Genomic DNA, 23,415 nt, shown 5'->3' with positions numbered 1-23,415 from the left:
TGGAGGAGGTATCCATGCGCAAGATCTATGATATCGCTGGGGCGGACCGCGCGCATTTCCTGCAAGGTCTCGTCACCAATGACGTGAAGAAACTGGCCGAGGGGCCGATTTACGCCGCACTGCTCACGCCGCAGGGCAAATATCTGGCGGATTTCTTTCTGGTGCCGCGAGGCGATGTGGTGCTGCTCGACATCGACGAGAGCATCGCCGAGGCGACCGTCAAGCGGCTGATGATGTATAAATTGCGGGCCGATGTCACGATCACCCCCTCCGCGTTTCAGGTGTTTCGGGGTACCGGCCCGGCGCCCGAAGGCGCGGTGACGGATCCGCGTGCCCCCGCGATGGGCTGGCGGCTCTATGGCGCCGAGGCGGGCGAGGATGGCAGCGACTGGGACGCGCTGCGCGTTGCCAATCTGATCCCTGAAACCGCGATCGAGCTCACTCCCGAGACCTATATCCTCGAGGCAGGGTTCGAGCGGCTCCAGGGCGTAGATTTTCGCAAGGGCTGCTATGTCGGCCAGGAGGTCACGGCCCGGATGAAGCACAAGACCGAGCTGCGCAAGGGACTTGTCAGGCTGGCCATCGAGGGGGCGGCGCCGGTCGGCACGCCGATCGAGGCGGAAGGGCGGGTGGTTGGCACGCTGTTCACGCAGGCGGCAGGGCATGCGCTTGCGCATATCCGCCATGACGCGCTTGCAGGCCCGCTTGCCGCGGGGGCGGCACAGCTGCAAGCGGAGGCTGCATGAGGTTGTCACATTCCCGTGAGATCGGGGCGCGCAGCCTTAACAGGCTCTTGCATCCGCGCGCACACGTCCGCGTGAAGGCGTTCCGGCCTGGCACATCTTTTGTCGTCAAAAACCTTGAACGACTGGTCAAACATACCATATATGCGCGGTTGTTCTCGTTAACAGCCGCTAAATAAGGCCTCTCCCCATCACAGCTATGCGTTTTTCGCATGGCGGCCATGCCTTCTAGGGCATATCGAATCGGCGCCCAAGCGCCCTACATGGCCGCCACGCCAGGAAACGCAAGAGCAATAAGAAGGACGAAAAATGCGCGATTTCGTTGACGGCTCCGCATTCAACTATGAGCAAGGACAGCGGGCGCGAAAGCTCTTCGCCGCCGTCGTTCTGGCCGCGCTCGATGATGCGATTGCCGATGACAAGAAATACGGCAACGGACCGGAGCAGATCGCCCGCTGGGCGCGCTCGCGCGATGGGCGCGAGGTGCTCTCCTGCGCCGGGATCGATCCGAACGAACGCGTGGTGAAAGGCCTGATGGAATTCGTGTCGAAGGGCGTGCGCACCTCTGTGGCGCTCTCGCGCGAGGAAAGCGAACGGCGCATTGCGGCCGAAGAGGCCGAGGCGGCCTGAGGCCTGCTCGGATCTCAACAGACGAATGGCGCGCCTCAGGCGCGCCATTCGTGTTTTCGGGGAAGAGGTTCGGAGCCGGATCAGTCGTAGGCCTGACCCGTCAGCGCGCGCTGAATTTCGCGGCGCACGAGCTTACGCACGTTCTGGGTGATGCGTTCGCCGAGCGTTCCGCGCAATTCCTCGCGCACCAGCTGCCCGACCATCGCCCGCAGCGCCGCCTCGTCGAGCCGGGGGGCAATGGCCGCCGGCGCCGGTTCCGCTTCGTGCGTCGGGGGATCCGCCGCGATCTCTTCGGCAGTAATTTCGTCGACCGAAAGCGTCGCTTCCGAAAGCGTCTGCTCCTCCGCGATCTCGCGGGCGCACTCCGCCTCGGCGGCGATCTCCGCCTCTACCTCGGCGTAGATCTCGTCTGAGCCGTCCGCCTCCAGGCTTTCGTCGAGATCGTCATAGTGCGACGGGTCTGTGACTTGTTGATCCAGCACTTCCGCCTCTTCGAGCGCGTGCAGAGGCCCCGCCGCGCCGCGCGCAAGGTTCAGTGTCGCTTCCGCCCAGTCCATGCCAACCGAGGTTTCCGCGCCCCAGGCCGCATCGCGCAGATCCGGGTCGACGCAGCCTTCGGTCTCGGCATCGGCCTCGGCGGCGCAGTCCTCGATCTCAAGCTCTTCTGTCTCGACCGCTTCCACTTCAAGCTCTTCTGTCGTTACCGCGGCCTCTTCGGCGCTTTCTTCGACGGCCCAAGCAGCCTGCGCCTCCTCTTCGGCAGCGGTCTGTTCGGCCAGCGCCACGAGCATCGCCTCGGCCTCCGTCTCGGTCGGCAAATCATCCACCACAGCCGCCAAATCCGCATCTTCCGGCTCCGGTTGGGCGCTGACCTGCAACACCTCCTCGTCGAAAGCCTCGGGCAGTTCTGTCAGCGGCGCCGCCCCCTCGGCGACGAAGGGATGCCCTTCCTCGGGCTCGAAGTCGATGCCGCTCTCGGCAACGGCCGCTTCAAGCTCGGCGATGGTGTTTTCGAGCCGGCTCAGCTCGTCACCCAGATCGAGCGGCCCGGCCTCGGGCTCTTCCTCCGGCGCGGCCGCTTCGGCGTCGAGCGCGCTCGAGGCATCTTCGAGCACCGCACCGGTTTCGGCCAAAGCGGCTTCCGCCTCGGCCAGCAGCTGCTCCGCCTCGGTCATGGGCCGCGCCGCTTCGGGCGCTGCCTCGACGCGCAGCGAAGGCGTCAGAACCAGGAAATGATCAGGTGCGGGCGGGGCGGTCACCGCTTCGGCGCTTTCGTCATCCGCACCGTCATCATCCGCAATTTCATCCGATTCGGCGGCCATCTCGATTTCGGCGTCCGCTTCCGCCTCGGGCTTCGCGTCCGCTTCCGCTTCCGGCTCGGCGTCGGTTTCGGCCGGTTCGGAGAGCGCCGGACCGGCCAGATTCATGGCCGCGCCGGTCTCCTCGATCTCTTCCGCCTGCGGAGCGACGACGGGCGCCACCTCGGCAGGAGCGGCGTCGGAGAGATCCGGATCGGCAGGGGCATCCATCAGGGCCGAAGCTTCCAGCGCCGCGGCCTCGGGAGCCGGGGCTTCGGGAACCGGCATCGCGGGCATGATCATTTCGGAAACGGGCGCCTCGGACACCGGCCGCTCGGCGAGCAGAACCCCGCTCAGCGCCGCTCCTGGCGCGAGATCGGGGGCGATCTCCTCGGGGAGCGGGCGCCGGGCCACGGCGAGCGCGCTGCGATGGGTTGTAGCGCCCGCAGCGCGGGGCGCGTCTCGCGACACCAGCCGCCGGATCGACGCCAGCACATCTTCGATTTCGATATTCGTCTCGGTTTCCGACATCATGCCCTCAATCCTGCGATCTGGCTGCACTTCTGTCCAGCCCGTTGATGAAAGCAGAATCCCTCAGATTCGGGCAGTTGCCCGATCGGCCCAGGTCGGCACCCATGATGCGCACCTCCGCGCAAGCATCACTGCTTGCCGATGGCTCGCAAAACGCGATCAAGGCGTTCGCCCTGGACGCTCAGAGGCGCTTTCTGCACCGCATTGTAGTAGGCTGCGGGGTCATAGGTGGGGATCCCGAGCTTGAGGTCTTCTACCGTCAAGAGTCCCATATCGGATAAAAGTTGATAATATCCTACCTGCAGATCAGCTTCCGCCGTAATCAGCGAGGCGCGGGCATCCAGAAGGTTCTGTTCGGCATCAAGAACGTCAAGCGTGGTGCGTGCGCCGAGTGTCGCTTCTTCCTTGACGCCACGATAGGCGATATCGGCGGCGCGGATCTGTTCCTGATAGGCGCCGATCTGGGCGCGGTAGACATCGATCATCGCATAGGCATTGGCGACCGCTTGCGCCACGGTCACCCCCTGTTGACGCAAGGTCGCGCGCGCGCCCTCGCGGTTGACGATCGCCTGACGGCGCGCGGAGGAAATAGCGCCCCCCGAATAGATCGTCTGGCTCATCGTCACGCTGGCCGCACCGGAATGGCCATAACCGTCGATATTGCCATAGCCGAGCGAGCCGGTGATCGTCGGGTTGCGCTGCGCATCGGCGAGCGCCACGCCGAGGTCATAGGCGGCGACCTGGTGTTGCGCCTGTTTGATCGCGGGGTGCAGCCGCAGCGCGGTCTGCGCGGCCTCGTCGGCGGATTTGGGCAGCTTCGGCGCGCGCGGCAGGCCCGAGAGCCGGTCCGGGTAATGGCCGATCGCAGCCTTGTAGGACTCGCGGGCGGCTTTGTAATTGCCCTGCGCGGCCGAGAGCGAGGCGCGAGCCCCCGCGAGCGACGCTTCCGCCTGCGCCACATCGGTGCGCGTCACCTCGCCGACGTCGAACTTGTCCTGCGTGGCCTTGAGCTGTTCGCCGATCACCCGCACCGAATTCTCGTTGATCGCCACCTGCTCGGCCGTGGCCTTGGCGTCGGCATAGGCCGCGACGGCGGACAGCAACACGCTTTGCTCGGTGGAGCGCAGCGCCTCGCGGGTGGCGAGCACGGTCTCTTTCTGGATACCGATGTTGAACTGGGTGCGGCCGAAATCATAAAGCGTCCAGCTGGCCGAAAGCGTCAGCGTAGTCTCGATATCCGTCCAGTCGCGCATATAGGCGCAGGAGGTGGTCTGATAATCGCAGCGCTGCGAGGCGAATTCGAGGCCCCATTGCACCACCGGGCGCAGATCGGCGACTGCCTGGGCGACATCCTCATCCGCTGCGGCCAGCGTGGCGCGGTATTGCTCGATCAGATGCGAGTTGCGATAGGCCGAAACCAGCGCATCGGCCAGCGTTTCGGCGCTTGCCGCACCCGGGCCCACAATCAGCCCAAGCCCCGCCACCGAGGCCAGGAGAAGGGGTTTCAAAGTCTTGCGCGTCATGCTCGGTCCTCGCTCTGTTGCCTGTGCCGCGTTACGGCCGGCTTTGCCCCGGTGCCACGGAGAGATATTCAGTTCCGTCGATGTGATCCGGATAACACCGTTTTGCAATCAGAGTACGAATTCTTTCGCCAAAGTGAAGCCTTCGAGCACAGGTGCTGCCGCATTGAAGATATCGCGCCACACTACCACGCCGTCGATCTTGCGACCGAGCCGGGCGGTGCCAAGCGCGCCTTCCATGAAGATTGCAACGATCCGGCCCTCTTCCTTGAGCTGCGCCGCGAGGGCGGCCGGCACCTGCTCGACGCCGCCTTCGATCACGATCGCGTCATAGGGGCCGTGCTTGGGCGCGCCTTCGGCGAGCGCACCTACCACCACCGCGGCGTTGTCGACATCGTGGATGGCAAGCTGCGCCTCGGCCTTGGGCGCCATCTCGGCGCTCTCGACGGCGACAACCGCCTCGGCCATGCGTGCGATCACCGCCGCCGAATAGCCCATGCCGGCGCCGATATCGAGCACCAGATCGCCGGGCTGAATATTGATTGCGTCGAGCATCTTGGCGAAGTTGCGCGGCTCAAGCAGCACCCGCCCGCCCTCGAGCGGCAGGGTCTCGCCCACATAGGCCGCCTCACGCCGCGCCGCGGGCACGAATTCTTCGCGCGGCACGCTCAGCATCGCCTCGATGATCGGGAATTTGGTCACGTCGTTCGGACGCACCTGGGTGTCGACCATCATGGTGCGGCGGGTGGCGAAATCCTGCATGGGTCAACTCTCTCATTGGGTTGCGTTGCGCGGTTTTGCCACAGAAACCGGGGCGGGGCAACGGCGGAGCGGCGCGCTGCGGCGCTTTTGCATACCGTGGTGCACCGGGTCTTGCCGCGCCTCAACAGCAGTGATGTTCGAGATGATAGAGCAGCGCCAAGGCCTCTTCGTCGTCCTCTTCCTCGAAAAAGCTCATCAGCGCATTCACCTGCGCGCCGACAAAACGCAGCATATCATGCCCCATGCGCTCGTTCTCGGTCAGTTTCTTCTCGAAATAGGCGACCCAGCGCGAGTCGTTTCCCGCCATTCGCGCTTGCAGCATCTGATAGAGGCGGTCCGCCTTGGCGTCGCAATCGAGGCCGAGAAAGGTCACATAGCGGTCGGGCGTCTCGTCGTTCATCTCGCAGTCCTGTCATGCTCGGCCCGGCCACGGTTGTCGCGGTGCGGGCGCGGATTCTGTCGGCTCCGCGACAATTTCCCCGCGCATTGGGGGGAGGTGTCGCATCCCGCGGAGGGCGCAGCAAGAACCGCGCCAATCGGGTTCAGAGATAGCGCCCGCCGCGTTCGAGCACCTCAATCTGGTAACCGTCTGGGTCGGCGATGAAGAAGAACCGCGCGATCACCGCGCCCGCAGGCGCGAAATCGACGATCTTGCGTGGGCTGAGGCCCGCGGCTTCCAGCCGCGCATGCTCTGCGGCCACATCGGGGACCGAGACCGCAAGGTGCCCATAACCCTCACCGAGCGGATAGGGTTCGGTGCGGTCCTTGTTCACGGTGAGCTCCAGCTCGAAGCTCGTCTCTTCATTGGAAAGATAGATCAGCGTGAAGGTCGGAAAATCGAGCCGGTCCGCGACGGTGAGCCCGAAAGCGGTTTCATAGAAGCTGAGCGACCGCGCCTCGTCGAGAACGCGGATCATCGAGTGGATCATTCTGGCCATGCTGCCCTCCGTTTGAGGCGAGCCTCGCAAGCGGGGCGCGCCGATGCAAGAGGGAGGCGCGCGGGTCAGCCGAGGAAAGGGAGCGCAAAGCCAAAAGCGCTCGCCAGCAGCACGAAATTGAGGCTGAGCACCAGCGCCGCGCCGATCCCGGCCACCGCAAGCGTCGCCTGTCGGGGCACGAAACTGCCCATCACCTCGGGTTTGCGAATGAGCCACAGAAGTGCCAGCATCGGCACCGGCAGCGCGATGGACAGCACCACCTGGCTCATCACCAGCGCCTGCGTGGCATTGACGCCTGCGAGCACCACCGCGAAGGCGGGCACCATCGTCACCGCGCGGCGTATCCAGAGCGGGATGGTGAAGCGCAGGAACCCCTGCATGATCAACTGCCCCGCCATCGTGCCAACGACTGAAGACGAGATCCCCGAGGCGATCAGCGAGACAAGGAAGGCCCCCGCGGCAGCCGCGCCCAGAAGGGGGGTGAGCGTGTGATAGGCGGTCTCGATCTCGGCCACCTCGGCATGGCCGTTGTGGAAGGCAGAGGCGGCCATCATCACCATGGCCATATTGATCATGCCCGCCACAGCGAGCGCCACGACGACCTCGGTGTTGGAGATCTTCACTACCCGGCGGCGTTCCTCGTCGTTATGGAGCACGGCGCGGTTTTGCGTCAGGCCGGAATGGAGGAAAATCGCATGCGGCATCACGGTCGCCCCGATGATCCCCACTGCAATCGTGAGCGCCTGTGCATCGGGGAGGTCGGGGCTCACAAGGCCGATCCCGGCAGCTTCCCAGTCGATCGGGGCAATCAAGATCTCTGCCATGTAGCACAGCCCGATCAGCCCGACGAGCGCACCGATCACGATCTCCATTGGCCGAAAGCCCCCACGCTCCATCATCAGGATCGCATAGGTGATCACCGCGGTGATCGCCATGCCCCAGACGAGCGGAATGCCAAGCAGCAGCGAAAGCCCGATCGCGCCGCCGAGAAATTCGGCCAGATCCGTTGCCATCGCGGCGATCTCGCTGACAAACCACATCGCCAGCACGACCGGGAAGGGCAGATGGTCGCGGCTGAGTTCGGCAAGGTTGCGGCCGGTGACAATGCCGAGGCGGGCGGAAAGCGCCTGAAACAGCATCGCGATCATGTTGGCGACAAGCACGACCCAGAGCAGCGTGTAGCCATAACCCGCGCCCGCCTGGATGTTCGTCGCGTAGTTCCCCGGGTCCATGTAAGCGACCGAGGCGATCACCGCCGGACCAACGAAAGCCAGGAAGGCGAGCGGCCCCCGACGTTCGCCGCCGATCACCGCCGCCATCGTGGCGCGGGTGCGTCCGCTCATTGTGCGATCGTCGTTCATGCCGGTTCCCTTCGTGTCTGCCCCAGATTTATAGCCTTGGCTACATTTCTGTCAAACGGCATCGAAACGCATCTTTGTGAACAGTTTGCAAAACATCGGCAAAGTTGTAGAAAGGCCACCGGAGGACGCAAGATGACTGAGGACACCCCGCTCGAGGGGCCGAATGACGGACCGACTGCGGAGCGGTTCTGCCAGGCACGCGCGGCGCAGAGCGTGGCGGTGCTGGAGGATTATGCCGAGATGATCGATGACCTCGCGCAGGAGATGGGTGAGGCGCGGATTACCGATATTGCCGCGCGCATGGGGGTGACGCATCCGACCGCAACCAAAGCCGTGGCGCGGCTCAAGCGCGAGGGGCTCGCCGTTTCGCGACCCTATCGCGGCGTGTTCCTGACCGAGGCGGGCACGGCGCTCGCCGCGCGCGTGCGAATGCGCCACCGGGTCGTGGTCGATCTCTTGGTCGCCGTCGGCGTGCCGCAGGACACAGCCGAGATCGACGCCGAGGGGCTCGAGCATCATGTGTCGGACGTGACCCTGCGCGCGTTCGAAGCGTTTCTGGCGCGCCGCTAACGGCCCTCCCGCTGCGCCGAAATTGCCCGAAGGCGACGTTGCAGCTTTGGCCCCGGAGCGGCCGCTTCGGCGGCCCGCATCGCCGCCACGCGCTCGGGGGCGGTGCGGATGAGATCCGGGATCAACGCGGCTTCGGGCAGGTTCTTCCATGTCTTGCGCGGCATATGCGATGTCATCGCGTTCACCATCAGCCGCGCCGGGTTGAAAATATTGGCAAAATAGACCCGCCACAGATCCTCTGTCGCATCCACGGGCGGTGTGGCGCGGTTTGCGGTTTCAAGGATTTCGAGTTCTCCCGCCTCGAAACGCGCGGTAAGCGTGGGCGTGGCGATCAGCCAATCCATGTCGCCAAAGCGGCGCGCAAAGAAGGGGGCTGCGGCCTCAAGGATGTGATGCGCGGGCTCGAACCACGCGGCGAAGGCGCGCCGGTTCGCCCCCGGCGGGGTCACCTCGCGAAACCGCACAAAGCCATGCATCTGATGAATGTCACGTCGGACGGCCTTCTCCTGTTCCAGAAGGCGGTGCAGGGCCGGGTCGGATCGGTCGCCCCAGATGGCCTCCTGCCGCGCCAGTCGCAGAACCAGCACATAAGCGCGTGCGAAACGCTCCGGGTCGGCATGCATCAGTGCGGTCTCGATGCTCTCCACCGCTACCCGGGGCAGCCGGAACGCGACCGAGGCGGCGCGCGGGGCAGGGCTCGCTGCAAAGAGATCGGGTGCGGCCTCGCCCACCGACCAGAGCACCGTCTCGGGCAAAACGCCTGCGGCAGCCAGCCGACGTGCCTCTGCTCGCCAAGCGGCCACAGTGCCGATGCGAGGCAAAACCACCTGCATCAGAACAGGCTCAACTGTTCCGGCGGTGGCGCAAAGCGCGCCCGCAGGTTCTCGGCATCGGGCAAGGCGCGGGGGGACCAGCCCGGCAGGCTGATGAACGGTTCGGCCTTGCCGATCACGCAACCGATCGCCTTGAGATCCTCGTAGCGCAGGCTCCGGTAGCGACGCGCGGCCAAAATCCGCGCCACGCTGCGCGGGCCAAGCCCGGGCACGCGCAAGAGCAATTCGCGTGGCGCCCGGTTCAGATCGAGCGGAAAGAGCGCGCGATGGGCCAAAGCCCAGGCCAGCTTCGGGTCGATTTCGAGGTCGAGCATCGCCGTTTCGGGCGTGATTTCGTCGGCCGCAAAGCCGTAATTCCGCATCAGCCAATCGGCCTGGTAAAGCCTGTGCTCGCGCATCAGCGGCGGGCGGATGAGCGGCAGTGTGCGGGCGGCATCGGGGATCGGCGAGAAAGCGGAATAATAGACCCGGCGCAACGCGAAATCGCCATAAAGCCGGGCCGAACGGCGCAGGATCTGGCCATCGGTCGCGGGATCGGCGCCGATGATCATCTGTGTCGATTGCCCGGCAGGCGCAAAGCGCGGCGCACGGGTGCCGCGGGCGGTGCAGTCTTTCGCCGCCTCGCCGCGCGCCTTCACCTCGGCCATCGCGCCATGGATCGTTCGCAACGACTTTTCAGGCGCGAGCCGGGTGAGCGCCGTCTCGGTCGGCAGCTCGACATTGATCGAGAGCCGGTCGGCCCATTTGCCCGCCGCGGCAATCAGTTCGGGAGCGGCATCGGGGATGGTCTTGAGATGGATATAGCCGCGGAAATGCTCGCGCTCGCGCAAGGTGCGCGCCACCCGCACCATTTCGGCCATCGTCTCGTCAGGCGAACGCAGGATGCCCGAGGAGAGAAAGAGCCCCTCGATATAGTTGCGGCGGTAAAACTCGACCGTCAGCGTGACGACCTCATCAACCGTGAACCGCGCGCGGGCCACCCCGCTTGAGGCGCGATTGATGCAATAGGCGCAGTCGTAAATGCAGAAGTTCGTCAGCAGGATCTTGAGAAGCGATATACAGCGCCCATCGGGGGCCCAGGCGTGGCAGATCCCGGCGCCACCGGAAGAGCCGAGCCCCGAGCCATCGCGCGACTGCCGCCGCTCGCCCCCCGACGAGGCGCAGGACGCATCGTATTTCGCCGCATCGGCGAGCAAAGCAAGCTTTTCGGAGAGTGTTCGCGGGGCCATATGTTCACATTATGTTCTGATCACCCCCGAGGCAAGCGTGATCCTGCACTTCGCGCCAGGTAACTGGAAGATGAAGTTTTCATGACATCCTTATCCCGTTCAATCTTGGTTTACGGCTCGCCGTCACCCTGCGCGCGAGCGACACTTTCCCTTCTTTGTCTTCAACCGTGCAAGGATTGCCATGTCGGCTGTGCAACATTTCTTCGGCAAGATCGGGGTTCAGGTCGGGCTCTGCGCCGCGCTTTTCGCGGTGCTGCTGTCCGTGCTTGGCTGGACTTCGCATGACGGCTTTGCCGGGCTCAAGCACCAGAGCGCCGTATTGGCGGAGGTTCAGGTGCCCGAGTTGCGGCGCAGCTCTGCGATAGTGGCGCAGATTTCCGAGCTGCCGCTGGGCTTTGCGCGGCTTTTGCAGTCGGAGAACCCGGCGGCGCTCCGTCAGGCGCAGGCCGCGCTTGCCGCGCGGATCGACCGCTTCGCCGCGGATAACGGGCAGGGTGACGGGGGGCAGATGGGCGCACTTTTTGCGGCGCTGCACGGCGAGCTTGATGCATTGGCACAGACGCTCGGCGCACAGATGCAGGCGAAGGCAGATCTGCAAGCCGCACTCACGGATGTCGACAAGGTGCTCGCCACGGTAGTGACCGGCTTCAACACTTACGAGCCTAAAGATGTGATCCGGCTGCGCTCGGAGATCATCCGCATCCTGACAGAGACCGACCCCACCGCGTTCGGGCCGCGGCAACGCAAGTTTGCCGAGGCCGCGAAACGGGTGGCCGCCTCGGTGCCGCAGCGCAATGCGGACGGGCAGGCGCGGCTTCTGGCGCTGGCAGAGCCCGAAACCGGGTTGGTGGCGCTCCGGCTGCGCGAGCTTGAAACGGCGCAGGCGGGCGAGGCGCTCTCGGCCGAGGCGCTGCAGACGACGCAGAAGATCACTGCCACGGTCTCGGAGAACGGGCTCGCCGTACTCGAGACGGTGAAGGGCGGGATCGACCGGCTCGACACCACCGCGGCGCGCACGAACCGGCTCTTCAGCGCGCTTCTCGGCCTTGCCGGAGGCGCGCTCGTGGTGGTGCTGTTTTACCTGCGACAAATGATCGTTCTGCCGCTGCGCCGACTTGCAGAGCGCACCCATGCGCTCTCGCAGGGCGGGCGCACGGCGCTGGACGGTATGCGCCACCGGCACGGCGAAATCGGCGCGATGCAGGATGCCTTGCGGGTGTTCCGCGCCAATATGGAGGAAAACGACCGGCTTGCGGAGGCGGCACAGGAAGCGGCCGCAGCGCGCGAGGCCGAACATCTGGCCCGGCTGGAAAAAGAGCGCGCGGTCGAGCGCGTCGAGGCGGAGCGGCGTGCAGCCGAGCTTGCGGCCGAACGCGCCGCCGAGGCGGACCGTGCCCGCGCCGATCAGGCGATGGCGGCGGAGCGCGCAGATCAGATCGCCGCGCAGCAGGCGGTGGTCGCGGCGCTCGAAACCGGGCTGCACCGGCTGGCCACCGGGGATCTGACGGCCGAAATTCGTGTGGCTTTCCCGCCGCAATACGAGGGGTTGCGGGCCAATTTCAACGCGGCCCTTTCCGGTCTGGCCGCGCTGGTTGCCACGATCCGCGACAATACCGAGGGCATTCTCGCGACCGCGACCGCGCTCGATGGCAATGCCGCCGCGATGTCGGCGCAATCGGCGCGTGCAGCGGCCACGCTCGAAGAGACCGCGGCCGCGATGACCGAGCTTGCCGATTCTGCCTGTACCGGCGCCGAACGCGCGGGCGCCACGGCACAGAACACCGAGGCGATGCGGCGCGACATCCTTGCCGCGCGCACCGCTGTTCAACGCGGGGTCGAGGCGATGGGGCGGATCTCCACCTCCTCCGAGGCGATCGCCCGGATCATTGATGTGATCGACGAGATCTCGTTTCAGACCAATCTTCTGGCCCTGAACGCCGGGGTGGAGGCGGCGCGGGCGGGCGAGGCGGGGCGCGGCTTTGCCGTTGTCGCCTCGGAAGTGCGCGAGCTTGCGCAGCGCACCGCTTCCGCGGCGGGCGAGATCACCGGGTTGATCGCACAGTCGCGCGGCAATGTGGGCGAGGGGGAGAAGCTGGTGAGCGCGGCCGATCGCGGGCTAGATGCGGCAGTGGCGGTGATCGATACGATCGCCGCTCATGTCGCTGAGCTGGCGCAGGTGAGCCGTGAGCAATCGACGAGCATCGCCGAGGTGACCGCCGCCACCGAGGGACTCGATCTGACGACGCAGCAGAATGCCGAGATGGTGGAGCGCACCGCGCAATCCGGCCGCGGGTTGCTGGGGGCGGCCGAGGCGCTTTCGCAGGCGATCGCGCGGTTCCAGCTTGTTTCCGCGCGCCGCGCCGCGTGAGCCACCCCGCGCGGCTGAGTCCGGGGCCGAGCTGCGGGGTCCGTCGCCTCGGCCCTGCCGAGGCGACGCCGCATAATCAGAGGGTCACATGGCGCACCCGCGCGCCCCATTCGATCGCCACGGCATGCAGCCGGTCGATCGCCAGTTCAGAGCGCACTTCCTCGAGCATCCGCAATTCCGGTTGATGCAGGATCCCGTCTGCTGCCGCCACATCGCAGGCGAGCGCATAGGCGGTTTCAAAATATTTCGCGGGCAGCGCCTCGCGCACGAGGCCGAAAAGCGCTTCAAGCCCCTCTTCCTCCTCGAACAAAGCATAGACCGTCTGCGCCACCACCGCGATGCGGTCGATGTCGTAGCTGGCGAAAATCGGCATGTGGTTGACCATGCGCTCGATCGCGACCAGTTCCGAGGTGCGGATCGTCTCGTCTGAGGCCGAAACCGCCACCATCACGGCGACGAGCGCATCTTGCGGCGAAAGCGAGGGAAGGGTGTCGGACACGGTTGGGTTCCTTTTACTGTGCCACCAAGAATTATTGACCTTGGCGCGCCCGTTCAATAGGTCAGGCGCGGGGCGCATGGGGCGCCCGGATGAGGACCAATCATGACCACCCTGCGCGACGCTGCGATGAACTCCAAAGCCTGGCCTTTTGAGGAAGCGCGCCGGGTGCTCAAACGCTATGAAAAGGAGCCGCCGAAGAAGGGCTATGTGCTCTTCGAGACAGGCTACGGTCCCTCGGGCCTGCCGCATATCGGCACCTTCGGCGAGGTGCAGCGCACCACGATGATCCGCCGCGCCTTCGAGATCATCTCGGACATTCCGACGAAGCTTCTGTGTTTCTCCGACGATATGGACGGGATGCGCAAGGTGCCCGAAAACGTGCCCCAGCAGGATCTTTTGAAGGCCAATATCCAGAAGCCGCTGACCGCTGTGCCGGACCCGTTTGGCGAATTCCCGAGCTTTGGCGATCACAACAACGCCATGCTGCGCCGCTTCCTCGACACTTTCGGGTTCGAGTATGAATTCGCGTCTGCCACCGAATACTACACATCCGGCAAGTTCGACGACATGCTGATGCTCTGCGCCGAACGCTACGAGCAGATCATGGCAATCATGCTGAAGTCGCTCCGCGAGGAGCGCCAGCAGACCTATTCCTGCTTCCTGCCGATCCACCCCGAAACGGGGCGTGTGCTTTATGTGCCGATGAAGAATGTCGACGCGAAAAACGGCGAGATCACCTTTGACGACGAGGACGGGCGCGAATGGACGCTGCCGGTCACCGGCGGCAAGGTGAAGCTGCAATGGAAGCCCGACTTTGGCATGCGCTGGGCCGCGCTCGATGTCGATTTCGAGATGTATGGCAAGGATCACTCGACGAATACGCCGATTTACGATGGCATCTGCCGGGTGCTGGGCGGGCGGGCGCCCGAGCATTTCACCTACGAGCTTTTCCTCGACGATCAGGGCCAGAAGATCTCCAAATCGAAGGGCAACGGCCTCACCATCGACGAGTGGCTGACCTATGCTGCCACCGAGAGCCTCGGATACTTCATGTATCAAAAGCCGAAAACGGCGAAGCGGTTGTGGTGGGACGTGATTCCGAAGGCGGTGGATGAATACCACCAGCAATTGCGTGCCTTCCCCGATCAACCGGTGGAAAAACAGATCGACAACCCGGTTTGGCATATCCATGGCGGCAAACCCCCGGTCTCGAACATGGTGGTGCCCTTCGCGATGCTGCTCAATCTCGCCTCGGTGGCCGGCGCCACCGACAAGGCCGGGCTCTGGGGCTTCATCAAGCGCTATGCGCCCGAGGCGAGCCCCGAAACTCATCCCGATCTCGACGCCGCGGCGGGCTTCGCTGTGCGCTATTTCCAGGATTTCGTGGCGCCGGGGCTGACCTTCCGGCTGCCCTCTGATCAGGAACGCGCGGCAATGGAAGACCTGCTCGCCCGACTCGAGGCGCTGCCCGCGACCGATCTGCACGAGCAGTTCGAAGATCCCTCCGAGGGGCTGCAAACCATTGTCTTTGCCGTGGGCAATGAGCACGGGTTCGAGCCCCTGCGCAGCTGGTTCACCGCGCTTTACGAGGTGCTCCTTGGCCAATCCCAGGGGCCGCGGTTTGGTGGCTTCATCGCGCTTTACGGGCTTGCCGAGACCATCGCGCTGATGAAACGCGCGCTGGCGGGCGAACTTGTGAAGGGCTGATCAAAGCCCACCCTTCAGGCAGTCTTCGCGCCAGAGCGCATACCATTTGCCCCAGCGCGTCGCGAGCGCCTCGGGCGGCTCGGCCAAAAGGCGCGCGCCCTGCGCGAAGGCGCGCGCTTCGAGCGTGGCCTTGCGCGTGGCGATCGCCGCGCCGAGCGCCTGCGCCGCCTCCGGCGAAAGCGGGCCGGGGAGCGTTGCCTGAAGTACGCACAGGTCGTGGTGATCACCGAGCATTTCGCCCAGGGCATCGGCGGTGCTGACATGGGCGCCCATCACCTCGGGCCAGATCGGCGTGAGCAGCCGCGCATGGTACCAGTGATGCTTCACCCGCGAGCGCCAGGCGTGCAGATGTTCGGGGCTCGGCTTCTTCGCCGCGGTCTTCATCCGGCGCTGCGCCTGATGCAGCGTCCGGGTGAGGCCGGGGGCGAGCGCCTCCCAGCCCTCGGCCTCGAACCGCCACTGCGGGAGCCGTGCGAGCACCGCTTCGATCTTGGCCGCGAACTCCGCGAGCGCCTGCGGATCGGGCTGCACAACCGGCGGCGGAAGCGCGGCGGCCAGGGTGCGCGCGGCATCGCCTGCCGCATTTTCGCCGGTGAGCCGCGCCAGTGTCACATGCAGCACCTCGGCATCGCGTAGCCCCGAAATACCCAGAGCCGCCTCACGCAAGGCTATGTTTTCAGAGTCGAAATCCGGAAATACTGGGGCCACGAGCCGCAGCAGGCCGCGGGTTTTCTTGATCCGCTTGCGCAGGGCGTGGAGTGGCGAGAGATCGGCTGCGGGTGCGCGCGCAAGATGCAGCGCGGCGGTCAGTTCGGTCTGGGCGAGCGCGCGGATCGCCGAGGTGACGGGCAGCGTGTCGGGGGGCAGCATGAACGCCATGTCTCTTCCTTTGACGATGATGCATCTGCAGCATGGGGATGCGACAGCGATGTGACAAGATCCGCGAAAGCCGCAACCCGAAGCAGCGCGCGGCCCTCTCAGCGGTTCTTCAGCGATCCGGGCTAGCTCTGACCCTTCGCGAGGGGGCCTGTCCGGCGGCGACCGGCGGGCCGAACGGAGGACACGGATGAACATCGCAATTACCGACGGGGTGAGCCTGATGCCGCCCGCCTTCGAGGATGGGCTCGATCTGTGGTCGAGCGAGAACGGCACGGCGGGATCGGCCAGCTATGACGGCGCGAGCAACGCGGCGCTGGTTCCGGCGGATGCCGATTTCGGCGCCTGTCTTGAGATGACGAAGACGCAAACGACGCAAAAGCTGCGCTCCATGGGGCAGACACCGATCCGGCCCGGCATTTATCTGCAGATCCGCGCAAGGGTGAAGGCCATCGCGGGCAATCTGCCGGCGGTGCGGATCGCGGGTTACGCGATGAGCGCCGCGAATGTCCATGTGGGCGGGCTCGTCGAGGGGGGGCCGAGCGTGGCTCTGAGCGCTTACGGCAAGGTCGAGACGATCACCGCCATCGTCGGTTCGGGCCCGCGCGGCGGGGTCGACATGGTCTGGGGCACCGCGCCCGCCTATGGCCATTTCGGCCTCGATCTGACCGGGCAGACCGGCGGCGTGGTGCGGATCGAGGATCTTGAGATCATCGACATCACCGAGGCCTTCCTGCGCGAGATGATGGACAGTGTCGATGTGCGCGATTTTGGCGCAGTGGGCGACGGGGTGACGGACGACCGCGCCGCCTTCGCCGCTGCCGACGCGGCCGCCGCGGGGCGTACCATCGTGGTGCCGGAGGGGCGGTATCTCATTGGTTCCTCGATCCTGATCGAATCGCCCATCCGCTTCACCGGCACGCTCACCATGCCCGTTGCCGCCCGGCTCGCGTTGCAGGGGAATTTCGACTTTCCGAGCTATACGCGCGCCTTTGGCGACGAGGAACTGGCGCTGAAGAAGGGGCTTCAGGCGCTTCTGGGCTATACCGATCACAACAGCTTCGATCTTTGCGGGCGGCGGGTCGAGCTTTCCGGCCCGATCGACGTGGCGGCGATTTCTCCCGATGTGACAAGCTTTTCCAACCGTCGGGTGCTGACGAACGGGCAGATCAACGTGATCGCGAGCAGCGCCTGGACAAGCGCGGTCGTCACCTCGCAAGCGACTTATGCGGTGGCGCAGCCCTACCAGCTCACCGGCGTCGCGAATATCGCCAATATCCCGGTGGGCGCGCGGATCACCGGAACGGGCGTGGGTCGCGAGGTCTATGTGCGGGCGAAAAACCTCGGCGCGGGCTCGCTGACCCTCTCCGAGCCGTTCTATGGCGGCTCGGGCACGCGGACCCTCACCTTCACTCGCGACCGTTACATTCTTGATTTCTCGGGCTTTGAGGCGCTTTCTCGCTTCACGGTCGATAATATCGAGTTCCTCTGCAACGGCTATGCCAGTGTGGTGATGCTGGCGCCTGCGGGCGAGAATTTCCAGATGCGCGATTGCTGGGTGGTGAAGCCGAAGGACCGGGGGATCACCTCGCCCGGGCGCGGCTGCCAGAACCTGACGGTGGACCGGTGCAACTTCCTCTCGAATGAAATGACGGTGCGGGCGCAGGATCGCAGCTCGGTTTGCCTCAACGTCAATGCCAATGACGCCAAGATCCGCGAGTCGATCTTCGTGCGCTTCGGCCTGACCATGATCTTCAACGGCTCGGGGCATCTCATCGTCGGCAATCACTGGTTTCAGGGCGATGATGAAAGCGCCGCCACGCGGATGCCCGGCCTCGTCTTTTGCCAGACCAATGTGCAATCGGCGGTGACGGGGAATTACATCGACGACAACATCATCGAATGGACGAATGAATATTCCCCCGACCCCGATTTCGGCACCGGCTATTCCTTCGGCGGGTTGAGCGTCACCGGCAACACCTTCGTGCATATCAACTGCGCGCCCTGGGTGACCTGGTTCTCGGTCAAGCCCTATGGCTCGGGGCATTTCCTGCATGGGCTGAGCGTGACGGGCAATGTGTTCAAATCGCTCAACGGGTCGATCGAGCGCATCGAGAAGGTCGATACCACTTTCGCCGCGCTCGACAATGCGCGCATGCGCAATGTCGTCTTCGAAAACAACATGTTCAATGCCGTCAACCAGATGACCGTGAACCCGGTGATGGTGCAGGCGACAATCTCGAGCGCGCAATCGGTCTGGACCGTGGATGGCGCAGCCTTCCTGCCCTTTGGCGGCTGGGCGCGCAATGTCGAAAGCGTGGTGACAGTGGGGGCAATCACCAACAGCGGCGGCGGCAAGGTCTATACGCTGCCCTACGCCACAGTCGAACAGGGCGCGACCAAGGATCAGATCACGCTGAGCTGGTCCGAGGCGGTGAAGGGCAAGGTGAATGTGAGGCTGCGCATGGACACGCCGAACTGACCCGGCGGGCAGACGCTTGACAAGGGGGGGAGCGGGGCGTCTTGTCTCCTCATCCTGAACCAAAGAGATGCCATGCGCGAAGCACGCCTGCCCAAGGGGGAGGGGAGCGAGCCCCTGTTGCCGATGTCCGCCACCGTACTGGGTGAGGGCTACGGCCTCGCCGGGCTCCGCGCCGATCTGCTCGCGGGGCTCACTGTTGCCATTGTTGCCCTGCCGCTGTCGATGGCCATCGCCATCGCATCGGGGGTCGGGCCGGAGCGGGGACTTTATACCGCGATCGTCGGCGGCTTTCTCGTTTCGGCGCTCGGGGGCTCGCGGTTCCAGATCGGCGGGCCCGCGGGCGCCTTCATCGTGCTGGTGCTCGCCTGCGTGCAACAAACGGGTGTGAGCGGGCTGGCGCTCGCCACCTTCCTCTCGGGGGCGATGCTCGCCGTTCTGGGGCTTTTGCGCCTCGGCCAGACGATCCGCTACATGCCCTACCCGGTTACGGTGGGGTTCACCGCGGGCATTGGTGTGATCATCTTTGCGAGCCAGATCAAGGACATGATGGGGCTGCATCTCGCCAGTGCCGAGCCCGGACCGATTATCGAGAAACTCGCCGCACTCTGGGCCGCACGTGATACGCTCTCCCCGGCCGCCGTCGCCGTGGCGCTGGCGACGGTGGGGGTGATCGAGGCGCTCAAGCGCTTTGCGCCGCGCTGGCCCAGCCTGCTTCTGGGGATTGCGCTGATCACGGCTCTTGCCACGCTCCTGCATCTTCCGGTCGAGACGATCCAGTCGCGCTTTGGGGCCTTGCCGCGGCTTCTGCCCGCGCCGCATCTGCCCACCTTCAGCCTTGAAGCGATCCGCGCGGCGCTGCCTTGGGCGGCGAGTTTCACGTTGCTCGGCGCGATTGAATCGCTTCTCTCCGCGATGGTGGCCGATGGCATGTCGGGCAGCCAGCACCGCTCCAACACAGAGCTCGTGGCGCAAGGCGTGGCCAATATGGGCGCGGCGCTTTTCGGCGGTTTTTGCGTCACCGGCACGATCGCGCGCACCGCCACCAACGTGCGCGCGGGCGCGCATGGACCGGCGGCAGGGATGTTGCATGCGCTCTTCGTGCTGGCCTTCCTGCTCGTGGCCGCGCCGCTGGCGGGCTATATCCCGCTTGCCGCGCTGGCGGGGCTTTTGGGCATCGTCGCCTGGAATATGGTCGAGCGGCACGAGATGGCGGCCCTGATCCGCGCCTCGCGCGGAGATGCGCTGGTGCTCATCGTCACTTTCCTCGTCGTCACTTTCCGCGATCTCGCCGAGGGGATTGTGATCGGCTTTGCGCTCGGCGGGCTCGTCTTCATCCGCCGCATGGCGGAGATGACGCGGCTCGCGCCCGGCGCGCCGGTCGGAGCGGCGGATGCGCAGCGCGCCGATGTCGTCACCTATCATCTGCGCGGTGCGGTCTTCTTCGGCTCGGTCGCCCGGCTTGGCTCGGTGCTCGATCACATCGTACAGAGCCCCCGCGCGATCTTGCTCGACGTCTCCGAGGTGGGCTTTGTCGATTCGACCGGCGCGCGGATGATCTTGCAGCTTTCGCAGAAGATGACGCGCAAGGGGGGGCGGTTGATCGTGGTCGGCGCGACGGCGCCGCTTGAGGCGGCGATGCGCGCGCAGGGGCTCACCCCCCCGGCGCTGACCTATTGCGCCGATACCGCCGCGGCGCTGGCCAGCCTCGACGCCTGAGGCTCGAATCACCCGATTTCGCTGCTTTGCAGCATGTGCCGCCTCCGAAAGCCGGGGCAGGTGCGGTGCGCTGCCGCAGCCGGGCGGGCCGCCGCGCCTGATGGCGCTAACGCGCCTGCCGGGCCCGCCCCAAGCAATTGAAACCATGCGCCAAATCCCCGCCTCTGTCAGGAAATTTACATAGTTATCGCCCCCAGAGTAAAGTAATTTACAAAAAAATCCATTACAAATAGGGGGTTATCAGGTGCCTCACAAATGGTTTACACTGTCTTCGGGGTAGAGTGCTGCGGGGGTGACTTCGCGGCGAGAGGCGGCCGGGAGCCGCGATGATCTTGGGAGGAGAGGCCATGAACACCCAGTCGCAACCTGTTGCCGCGCCGGAAATGCGTGACGTGCCCGCGGGCTTTGAAAACGCGCATGCGAATAACCAGAAATATCTGGAGATGTATCGGGAATCGATCGAGAACCCAGATGCGTTCTGGGGCCGCGAGGGCAAGCGTCTGGACTGGATGACGCCTTACACCAAGGTCAAGAACACCGATTTCACCTTTGGCAAGGTCTCGATCAAATGGTTCGAAGACGGGGTTCTGAACGCCTCGGTCAACTGCATCGACCGCCATTTGCGCGACCGCGCGCTGCAAACCGCGATCATCTTCGAGCCCGATGATCCGAGCGAACCCGCCCAGCACATCACCTACAAGGAGCTCTCCGAGAAGGTGAACCGGATGGCGAACGTGCTGCTCAGCCAAGGCATCATGCGCGGCGACCGGGTGGTGATCTATCTGCCGATGATCCCGGAAGCGGCCTATGCGATGCTCGCCTGTGCCCGTATTGGCGCTATCCATTCGATCGTCTTTGCCGGCTTCTCGCCCGACGCGCTCGCCAACCGCATCAACGACTGCGGCGCGAAGCTTGTCATCACCGCCGATACCGCGCCGCGCGGTGGCCGCCGCACGCCCTTGAAAGCGAATACCGATGCCGCGCTGCTGCACTGCTCGGACAAGGTGCGCTGCCTCGTCGTCAAGCGCACCGGCGACCAGATCTCCTGGGTGCATGGCCGCGACGTCGACCTGCTCTACCTCATGGAACACGTCTCGCCCGAATGCCCGCCGCGCCCGATGAACGCGGAAGATCCGCTCTTCATCCTCTACACCTCGGGCTCGACCGGCAAACCGAAAGGCGTGGTGCATACCACCGGCGGCTATCTTTGCTATGCGGCGATGACGCATCAATACACCTTCGACTATCAGGACGGCGATGTGTTCTGGTGCACCGCGGATGTGGGCTGGGTCACGGGCCACAGCTACATCATCTACGGCCCGCTTGCGAATGGCGCGACCACGCTGATGTTTGAAGGCGTGCCGACCTACCCGGATGCGGGCCGGTTCTGGGCCGTGTGTGAAAAGCACAAGGTCAACCAGTTCTACACCGCCCCCACCGCGATCCGCGCGCTTATGGGGCAGGGCACCGAATGGGTCGAGAAATATGATCTCTCGAGCCTCAAGGTGCTCGGCTCCGTGGGGGAACCGATCAACCCCGAAGCCTGGGTCTGGTATGACAAACATATCGGCAAGGGCAAATGCCCGATCGTCGACACGTTCTGGCAGACCGAGACCGGCGGCCACATGATCACGCCGCTGCCCGGTGCGACGCCGACGAAACCGGGCTCGGCCACCAACCCGTTCTTCGGCGTCAAGCCCGTCGTGCTCGACCCGCAAACGGCGGTCCGTATCGGTGAGGTGGAATGCGAGGGGGTGCTGTGCATCTCCGACAGCTGGCCGGGCCAGATGCGCACCGTCTGGGGCGACCATGACCGCTTCCAGGAGACCTATTTCGGCCAGTATCGCGGCTATTACTTCACCGGTGACGGCTGCCGCCGCGACAAGGACGGCTACTACTGGATCACCGGCCGCGTCGATGACGTGATCAACGTCTCGGGCCACCGGATGGGCACGGCGGAAGTCGAAAGTGCGCTTGTCGCGCATCAGCAAGTGGCCGAGGCCGCCGTGGTGGGCTACCCGCATGACATCAAGGGGCAGGGCATCTACGCCTATGTCACGCTGATGAACGGGGTCGAACCCAGCGAGGAACTGCGCAAAGATCTCGTCAAATGGGTCCGCACCGAAATCGGCCCGATCGCCTCGCCCGACCTGATCCAATGGGCGCCGGGCCTGCCGAAAACGCGCTCGGGCAAAATCATGCGCCGCATCCTGCGCAAGATCGCCGAGAACGATTACGGCGCGCTGGGTGACATCTCCACGCTGGCCGACCCCTCGGTGGTGCAGGAGCTGATCGACAACCGCATGAACCGGGCGTGAGCGATGGAAGCCCTGGTTGACCGTCAACAGGGCGCCGCCACCATCCCCGCCGTGCTGATCCTGCTCGGGCCTCCGGGCGCGGGCAAGGGCACGCAGGCGCGGATGCTGGAAGAGCGCTTCGGGCTGATCCAGCTCTCCACCGGCGATCTGTTGCGCGCGGCCGTCGCCGCGGGCAGCGAAGCGGGCCTTGCCGCCAAGGCGGTGATGGAAGCGGGCGGGCTCGTCTCCGACGAGATCGTGCTGGCGATCCTGAAAGACCGCATGGCCGCGCCCGATGTGAAGGCGGGTGTCATCCTTGATGGTTTTCCGCGCACCGCAGGCCAGGCTGCCGCGCTGGATGCGCTTCTGGCCGAAGCGGGCCAGCGCGTCACCGCCGCGATCAGCCTCGAGGTCGATGACCTCGCGATGATCGCGCGCGTCGCAGGCCGCTATACCTGCGCCGACTGCGGCGAGGGCTATCACGATGCCTTCAAGCTGCCCGAAACCTCGGGCACTTGCGACAAATGTGGCGGCACGGCCTTCAAGCGCCGCGCCGACGACACTGCCGATACGGCGCGGGCCAGGTTGGAGGCCTACCACGCGCAGACGGCGCCGCTGATTGCCCATTATCGGGCGCTCGGCGTTCTGGAGACGGTCGACGCGATGGGCTCCATCGATGCGGTCGCTTCCGATCTCGGGTCGATCGTCTCGCGCGTCTCGGCCTGAAGGGGAGGAACGGGCCTCTGGAGGGGGGCCCGTTCGGAGAAAAACAAACAGGGAGTAACGCTCATGGCGGACAATTCTTCGTCCAATGCCTATTGGAAAGCGAACATCCAGACGATCCTGATCTTTCTCGTGATCTGGTTTGTCTGCTCGTTCGGTTTCGGCATCTTGCTGCGTCCGATGCTGGCTGGCATCGGCATCGGCGGCACCGATCTCGGCTTCTGGTTCGCCCAGCAAGGGTCGATCCTCGTCTTTCTCGTGCTGATCTTCGCTTACGCGTTCCGCATGAACAAACTCGACCGCGAACACGGCGTGGATGAGTAAGGGAGGTT

At 65.0% G+C, this 23,415-nt stretch carries 20 protein-coding genes; 10 read left to right on the top strand and 10 right to left on the bottom strand.

The genetic code is table 11. The features are described 5' to 3' along the window. Positions 1-14: 14 nt before the first annotated feature. Both ygfZ and CRO22_RS01425 read left to right on the top strand, forming a co-directional pair. The gene (ygfZ, locus tag CRO22_RS01430; protein ID WP_097068324.1) at positions 15-746 is read left to right on the top strand and encodes a CAF17-like 4Fe-4S cluster assembly/insertion protein YgfZ; all 732 of its coding nucleotides are present in this window, start codon (positions 15-17) and stop codon (positions 744-746) included. Positions 747-1,052: 306 nt separating this feature from the next. Continuing rightward, on the top strand, positions 1,053-1,373 hold the full coding sequence (locus CRO22_RS01425) for a DUF6280 family protein (RefSeq protein WP_013068809.1): 321 nt from the start codon (positions 1,053-1,055) through the stop codon (positions 1,371-1,373). 80 nt (positions 1,374-1,453) lie between these two features. Here the strand turns inward: CRO22_RS01425 and CRO22_RS01420 are convergent, their stop codons facing one another. The 6 genes from CRO22_RS01420 to CRO22_RS01395 all read right to left on the bottom strand — a co-directional run bounded on the left by CRO22_RS01420 (position 1,454) and on the right by CRO22_RS01395 (position 7,783). Beyond that, complete coding sequence (locus tag CRO22_RS01420; protein ID WP_097068323.1) at positions 1,454-3,205, bottom strand: hypothetical protein; 1,752 nt, start codon at positions 3,203-3,205, stop codon at positions 1,454-1,456. 125 nt (positions 3,206-3,330) lie between these two features. Continuing rightward, positions 3,331-4,725 carry a TolC family outer membrane protein gene (locus CRO22_RS01415; protein WP_097068322.1) on the bottom strand — a complete coding sequence of 465 codons (1,395 nt, stop codon included), beginning with the start codon at positions 4,723-4,725 and terminating at the stop codon, positions 3,331-3,333. A gap of 108 nt (positions 4,726-4,833) precedes the next feature. After that, on the bottom strand, positions 4,834-5,484 hold the full coding sequence (locus CRO22_RS01410; protein WP_097068321.1) for a protein-L-isoaspartate O-methyltransferase family protein: 651 nt from the start codon (positions 5,482-5,484) through the stop codon (positions 4,834-4,836). 121 nt (positions 5,485-5,605) lie between these two features. Next, positions 5,606-5,884 (bottom strand): N(2)-fixation sustaining protein CowN, encoded by a 279-nt coding sequence (gene cowN, locus CRO22_RS01405; RefSeq protein WP_097068320.1) that lies wholly within the window; start codon positions 5,882-5,884, stop codon positions 5,606-5,608. A 142-nt stretch (positions 5,885-6,026) separates the two neighbouring features. Beyond that, on the bottom strand, positions 6,027-6,422 hold the full coding sequence (locus CRO22_RS01400; RefSeq protein WP_097068319.1) for a VOC family protein: 396 nt from the start codon (positions 6,420-6,422) through the stop codon (positions 6,027-6,029). Positions 6,423-6,487: 65 nt separating this feature from the next. Beyond that, positions 6,488-7,783, bottom strand: coding sequence for an Nramp family divalent metal transporter (locus tag CRO22_RS01395; protein ID WP_097068318.1), 1,296 nt, complete (start codon positions 7,781-7,783; stop codon positions 6,488-6,490). Positions 7,784-7,915: 132 nt separating this feature from the next. On the opposite strand from CRO22_RS01395, the gene mntR reads away from it, so the two are divergent. Then, complete coding sequence (gene mntR / locus CRO22_RS01390; protein ID WP_097068317.1) at positions 7,916-8,353, top strand: manganese-binding transcriptional regulator MntR; 438 nt, start codon at positions 7,916-7,918, stop codon at positions 8,351-8,353. Here mntR and CRO22_RS01385 read toward each other — a convergent pair. Further along, entirely contained in the window at positions 8,350-9,186 is an 837-nt protein-coding gene (locus CRO22_RS01385) for a TIGR03915 family putative DNA repair protein (RefSeq protein ID WP_245860848.1), read from the bottom strand. The genes mntR and CRO22_RS01385 overlap by 4 nt on opposite strands. After that, positions 9,186-10,415, bottom strand: a complete 1,230-nt coding sequence (locus tag CRO22_RS01380) for a putative DNA modification/repair radical SAM protein (RefSeq protein WP_097068316.1) — start codon at positions 10,413-10,415, stop codon at positions 9,186-9,188. Before CRO22_RS01380 ends, CRO22_RS01385 begins: the two co-directional genes overlap by 1 nt. Positions 10,416-10,596: 181 nt before the next feature. Between CRO22_RS01380 and CRO22_RS01375 the strand changes: the two genes are divergently transcribed. Continuing rightward, a complete protein-coding gene (locus CRO22_RS01375) occupies positions 10,597-12,783 on the top strand; it encodes a methyl-accepting chemotaxis protein (protein ID WP_097068315.1) in 2,187 nt (728 codons plus the stop codon). A 76-nt stretch (positions 12,784-12,859) separates the two neighbouring features. Here CRO22_RS01375 and CRO22_RS01370 read toward each other — a convergent pair whose 3' ends face one another. Beyond that, positions 12,860-13,282, bottom strand: a complete 423-nt coding sequence (locus CRO22_RS01370; RefSeq protein ID WP_097068314.1) for a tellurite resistance TerB family protein — start codon at positions 13,280-13,282, stop codon at positions 12,860-12,862. 102 nt (positions 13,283-13,384) lie between these two features. Here CRO22_RS01370 and CRO22_RS01365 point away from each other — a divergent pair, with 102 nt between their 5' ends. Then, on the top strand, positions 13,385-14,989 hold the full coding sequence (locus CRO22_RS01365) for a lysine--tRNA ligase (RefSeq protein ID WP_097068313.1): 1,605 nt from the start codon (positions 13,385-13,387) through the stop codon (positions 14,987-14,989). Here CRO22_RS01365 and CRO22_RS01360 read toward each other — a convergent pair whose 3' ends face one another. Then, a complete protein-coding gene (locus CRO22_RS01360; protein ID WP_176518512.1) occupies positions 14,990-15,868 on the bottom strand; it encodes a CHAD domain-containing protein in 879 nt (292 codons plus the stop codon). It lies immediately after the preceding gene. Positions 15,869-16,055: 187 nt separating this feature from the next. Between CRO22_RS01360 and CRO22_RS01355 the strand changes: the two genes are divergently transcribed. The 5 genes from CRO22_RS01355 (at position 16,056) to CRO22_RS01335 (ending at position 23,407) form a co-directional block, all read left to right on the top strand. Further along, positions 16,056-18,347: a glycosyl hydrolase family 28-related protein gene (locus tag CRO22_RS01355; protein ID WP_097068311.1), complete on the top strand. Its 2,292-nt coding sequence runs from the start codon at positions 16,056-16,058 to the stop codon at positions 18,345-18,347. A 72-nt stretch (positions 18,348-18,419) separates the two neighbouring features. Continuing rightward, a complete protein-coding gene (locus CRO22_RS01350; protein ID WP_097068310.1) occupies positions 18,420-20,063 on the top strand; it encodes a SulP family inorganic anion transporter in 1,644 nt (547 codons plus the stop codon). A 347-nt stretch (positions 20,064-20,410) separates the two neighbouring features. Continuing rightward, positions 20,411-22,381 carry an acetate--CoA ligase gene (acs, locus tag CRO22_RS01345; protein WP_176518511.1) on the top strand — a complete coding sequence of 657 codons (1,971 nt, stop codon included), beginning with the start codon at positions 20,411-20,413 and terminating at the stop codon, positions 22,379-22,381. 3 nt (positions 22,382-22,384) lie between these two features. Beyond that, positions 22,385-23,086 carry an adenylate kinase gene (locus CRO22_RS01340; protein ID WP_097068309.1) on the top strand — a complete coding sequence of 234 codons (702 nt, stop codon included), beginning with the start codon at positions 22,385-22,387 and terminating at the stop codon, positions 23,084-23,086. 63 nt (positions 23,087-23,149) lie between these two features. Then, positions 23,150-23,407 carry a DUF4212 domain-containing protein gene (locus CRO22_RS01335; protein WP_097068308.1) on the top strand — a complete coding sequence of 86 codons (258 nt, stop codon included), beginning with the start codon at positions 23,150-23,152 and terminating at the stop codon, positions 23,405-23,407. The last annotated feature ends 8 nt before the right edge of the window (positions 23,408-23,415 follow it).

Source organism: Rhodobacter maris, assembly GCF_900217815.1.
GTDB lineage: Bacteria > Pseudomonadota > Alphaproteobacteria > Rhodobacterales > Rhodobacteraceae > Rhodobacter > Rhodobacter maris.
This window is presented reverse-complemented; position numbering and strand designations above follow the sequence as displayed.

What these genes read in the sequence shown, in the direction of transcription:
- ygfZ (WP_097068324.1), top strand. Translation starts at nt 15, where the DNA reads ATGCGCAAGATCTATGATATCGCTGGGGCGGACCGCGCGCATTTCCTG.
- CRO22_RS01425 (WP_013068809.1), top strand. Translation starts at nt 1,053, where the DNA reads ATGCGCGATTTCGTTGACGGCTCCGCATTCAACTATGAGCAAGGACAG.
- CRO22_RS01420 (WP_097068323.1), bottom strand. Translation starts at nt 3,205, where the DNA reads ATGATGTCGGAAACCGAGACGAATATCGAAATCGAAGATGTGCTGGCG.
- CRO22_RS01415 (WP_097068322.1), bottom strand. Translation starts at nt 4,725, where the DNA reads ATGACGCGCAAGACTTTGAAACCCCTTCTCCTGGCCTCGGTGGCGGGG.
- CRO22_RS01410 (WP_097068321.1), bottom strand. Translation starts at nt 5,484, where the DNA reads ATGCAGGATTTCGCCACCCGCCGCACCATGATGGTCGACACCCAGGTG.
- cowN (WP_097068320.1), bottom strand. Translation starts at nt 5,884, where the DNA reads ATGAACGACGAGACGCCCGACCGCTATGTGACCTTTCTCGGCCTCGAT.
- CRO22_RS01400 (WP_097068319.1), bottom strand. Translation starts at nt 6,422, where the DNA reads ATGGCCAGAATGATCCACTCGATGATCCGCGTTCTCGACGAGGCGCGG.
- CRO22_RS01395 (WP_097068318.1), bottom strand. Translation starts at nt 7,783, where the DNA reads ATGAACGACGATCGCACAATGAGCGGACGCACCCGCGCCACGATGGCG.
- mntR (WP_097068317.1), top strand. Translation starts at nt 7,916, where the DNA reads ATGACTGAGGACACCCCGCTCGAGGGGCCGAATGACGGACCGACTGCG.
- CRO22_RS01385 (WP_245860848.1), bottom strand. Translation starts at nt 9,186, where the DNA reads ATGCAGGTGGTTTTGCCTCGCATCGGCACTGTGGCCGCTTGGCGAGCA.
- CRO22_RS01380 (WP_097068316.1), bottom strand. Translation starts at nt 10,415, where the DNA reads ATGGCCCCGCGAACACTCTCCGAAAAGCTTGCTTTGCTCGCCGATGCG.
- CRO22_RS01375 (WP_097068315.1), top strand. Translation starts at nt 10,597, where the DNA reads ATGTCGGCTGTGCAACATTTCTTCGGCAAGATCGGGGTTCAGGTCGGG.
- CRO22_RS01365 (WP_097068313.1), top strand. Translation starts at nt 13,385, where the DNA reads ATGACCACCCTGCGCGACGCTGCGATGAACTCCAAAGCCTGGCCTTTT.
- CRO22_RS01360 (WP_176518512.1), bottom strand. Translation starts at nt 15,868, where the DNA reads ATGGCGTTCATGCTGCCCCCCGACACGCTGCCCGTCACCTCGGCGATC.
- CRO22_RS01355 (WP_097068311.1), top strand. Translation starts at nt 16,056, where the DNA reads ATGAACATCGCAATTACCGACGGGGTGAGCCTGATGCCGCCCGCCTTC.
- CRO22_RS01350 (WP_097068310.1), top strand. Translation starts at nt 18,420, where the DNA reads ATGCGCGAAGCACGCCTGCCCAAGGGGGAGGGGAGCGAGCCCCTGTTG.
- acs (WP_176518511.1), top strand. Translation starts at nt 20,411, where the DNA reads ATGAACACCCAGTCGCAACCTGTTGCCGCGCCGGAAATGCGTGACGTG.
- CRO22_RS01340 (WP_097068309.1), top strand. Translation starts at nt 22,385, where the DNA reads ATGGAAGCCCTGGTTGACCGTCAACAGGGCGCCGCCACCATCCCCGCC.
- CRO22_RS01335 (WP_097068308.1), top strand. Translation starts at nt 23,150, where the DNA reads ATGGCGGACAATTCTTCGTCCAATGCCTATTGGAAAGCGAACATCCAG.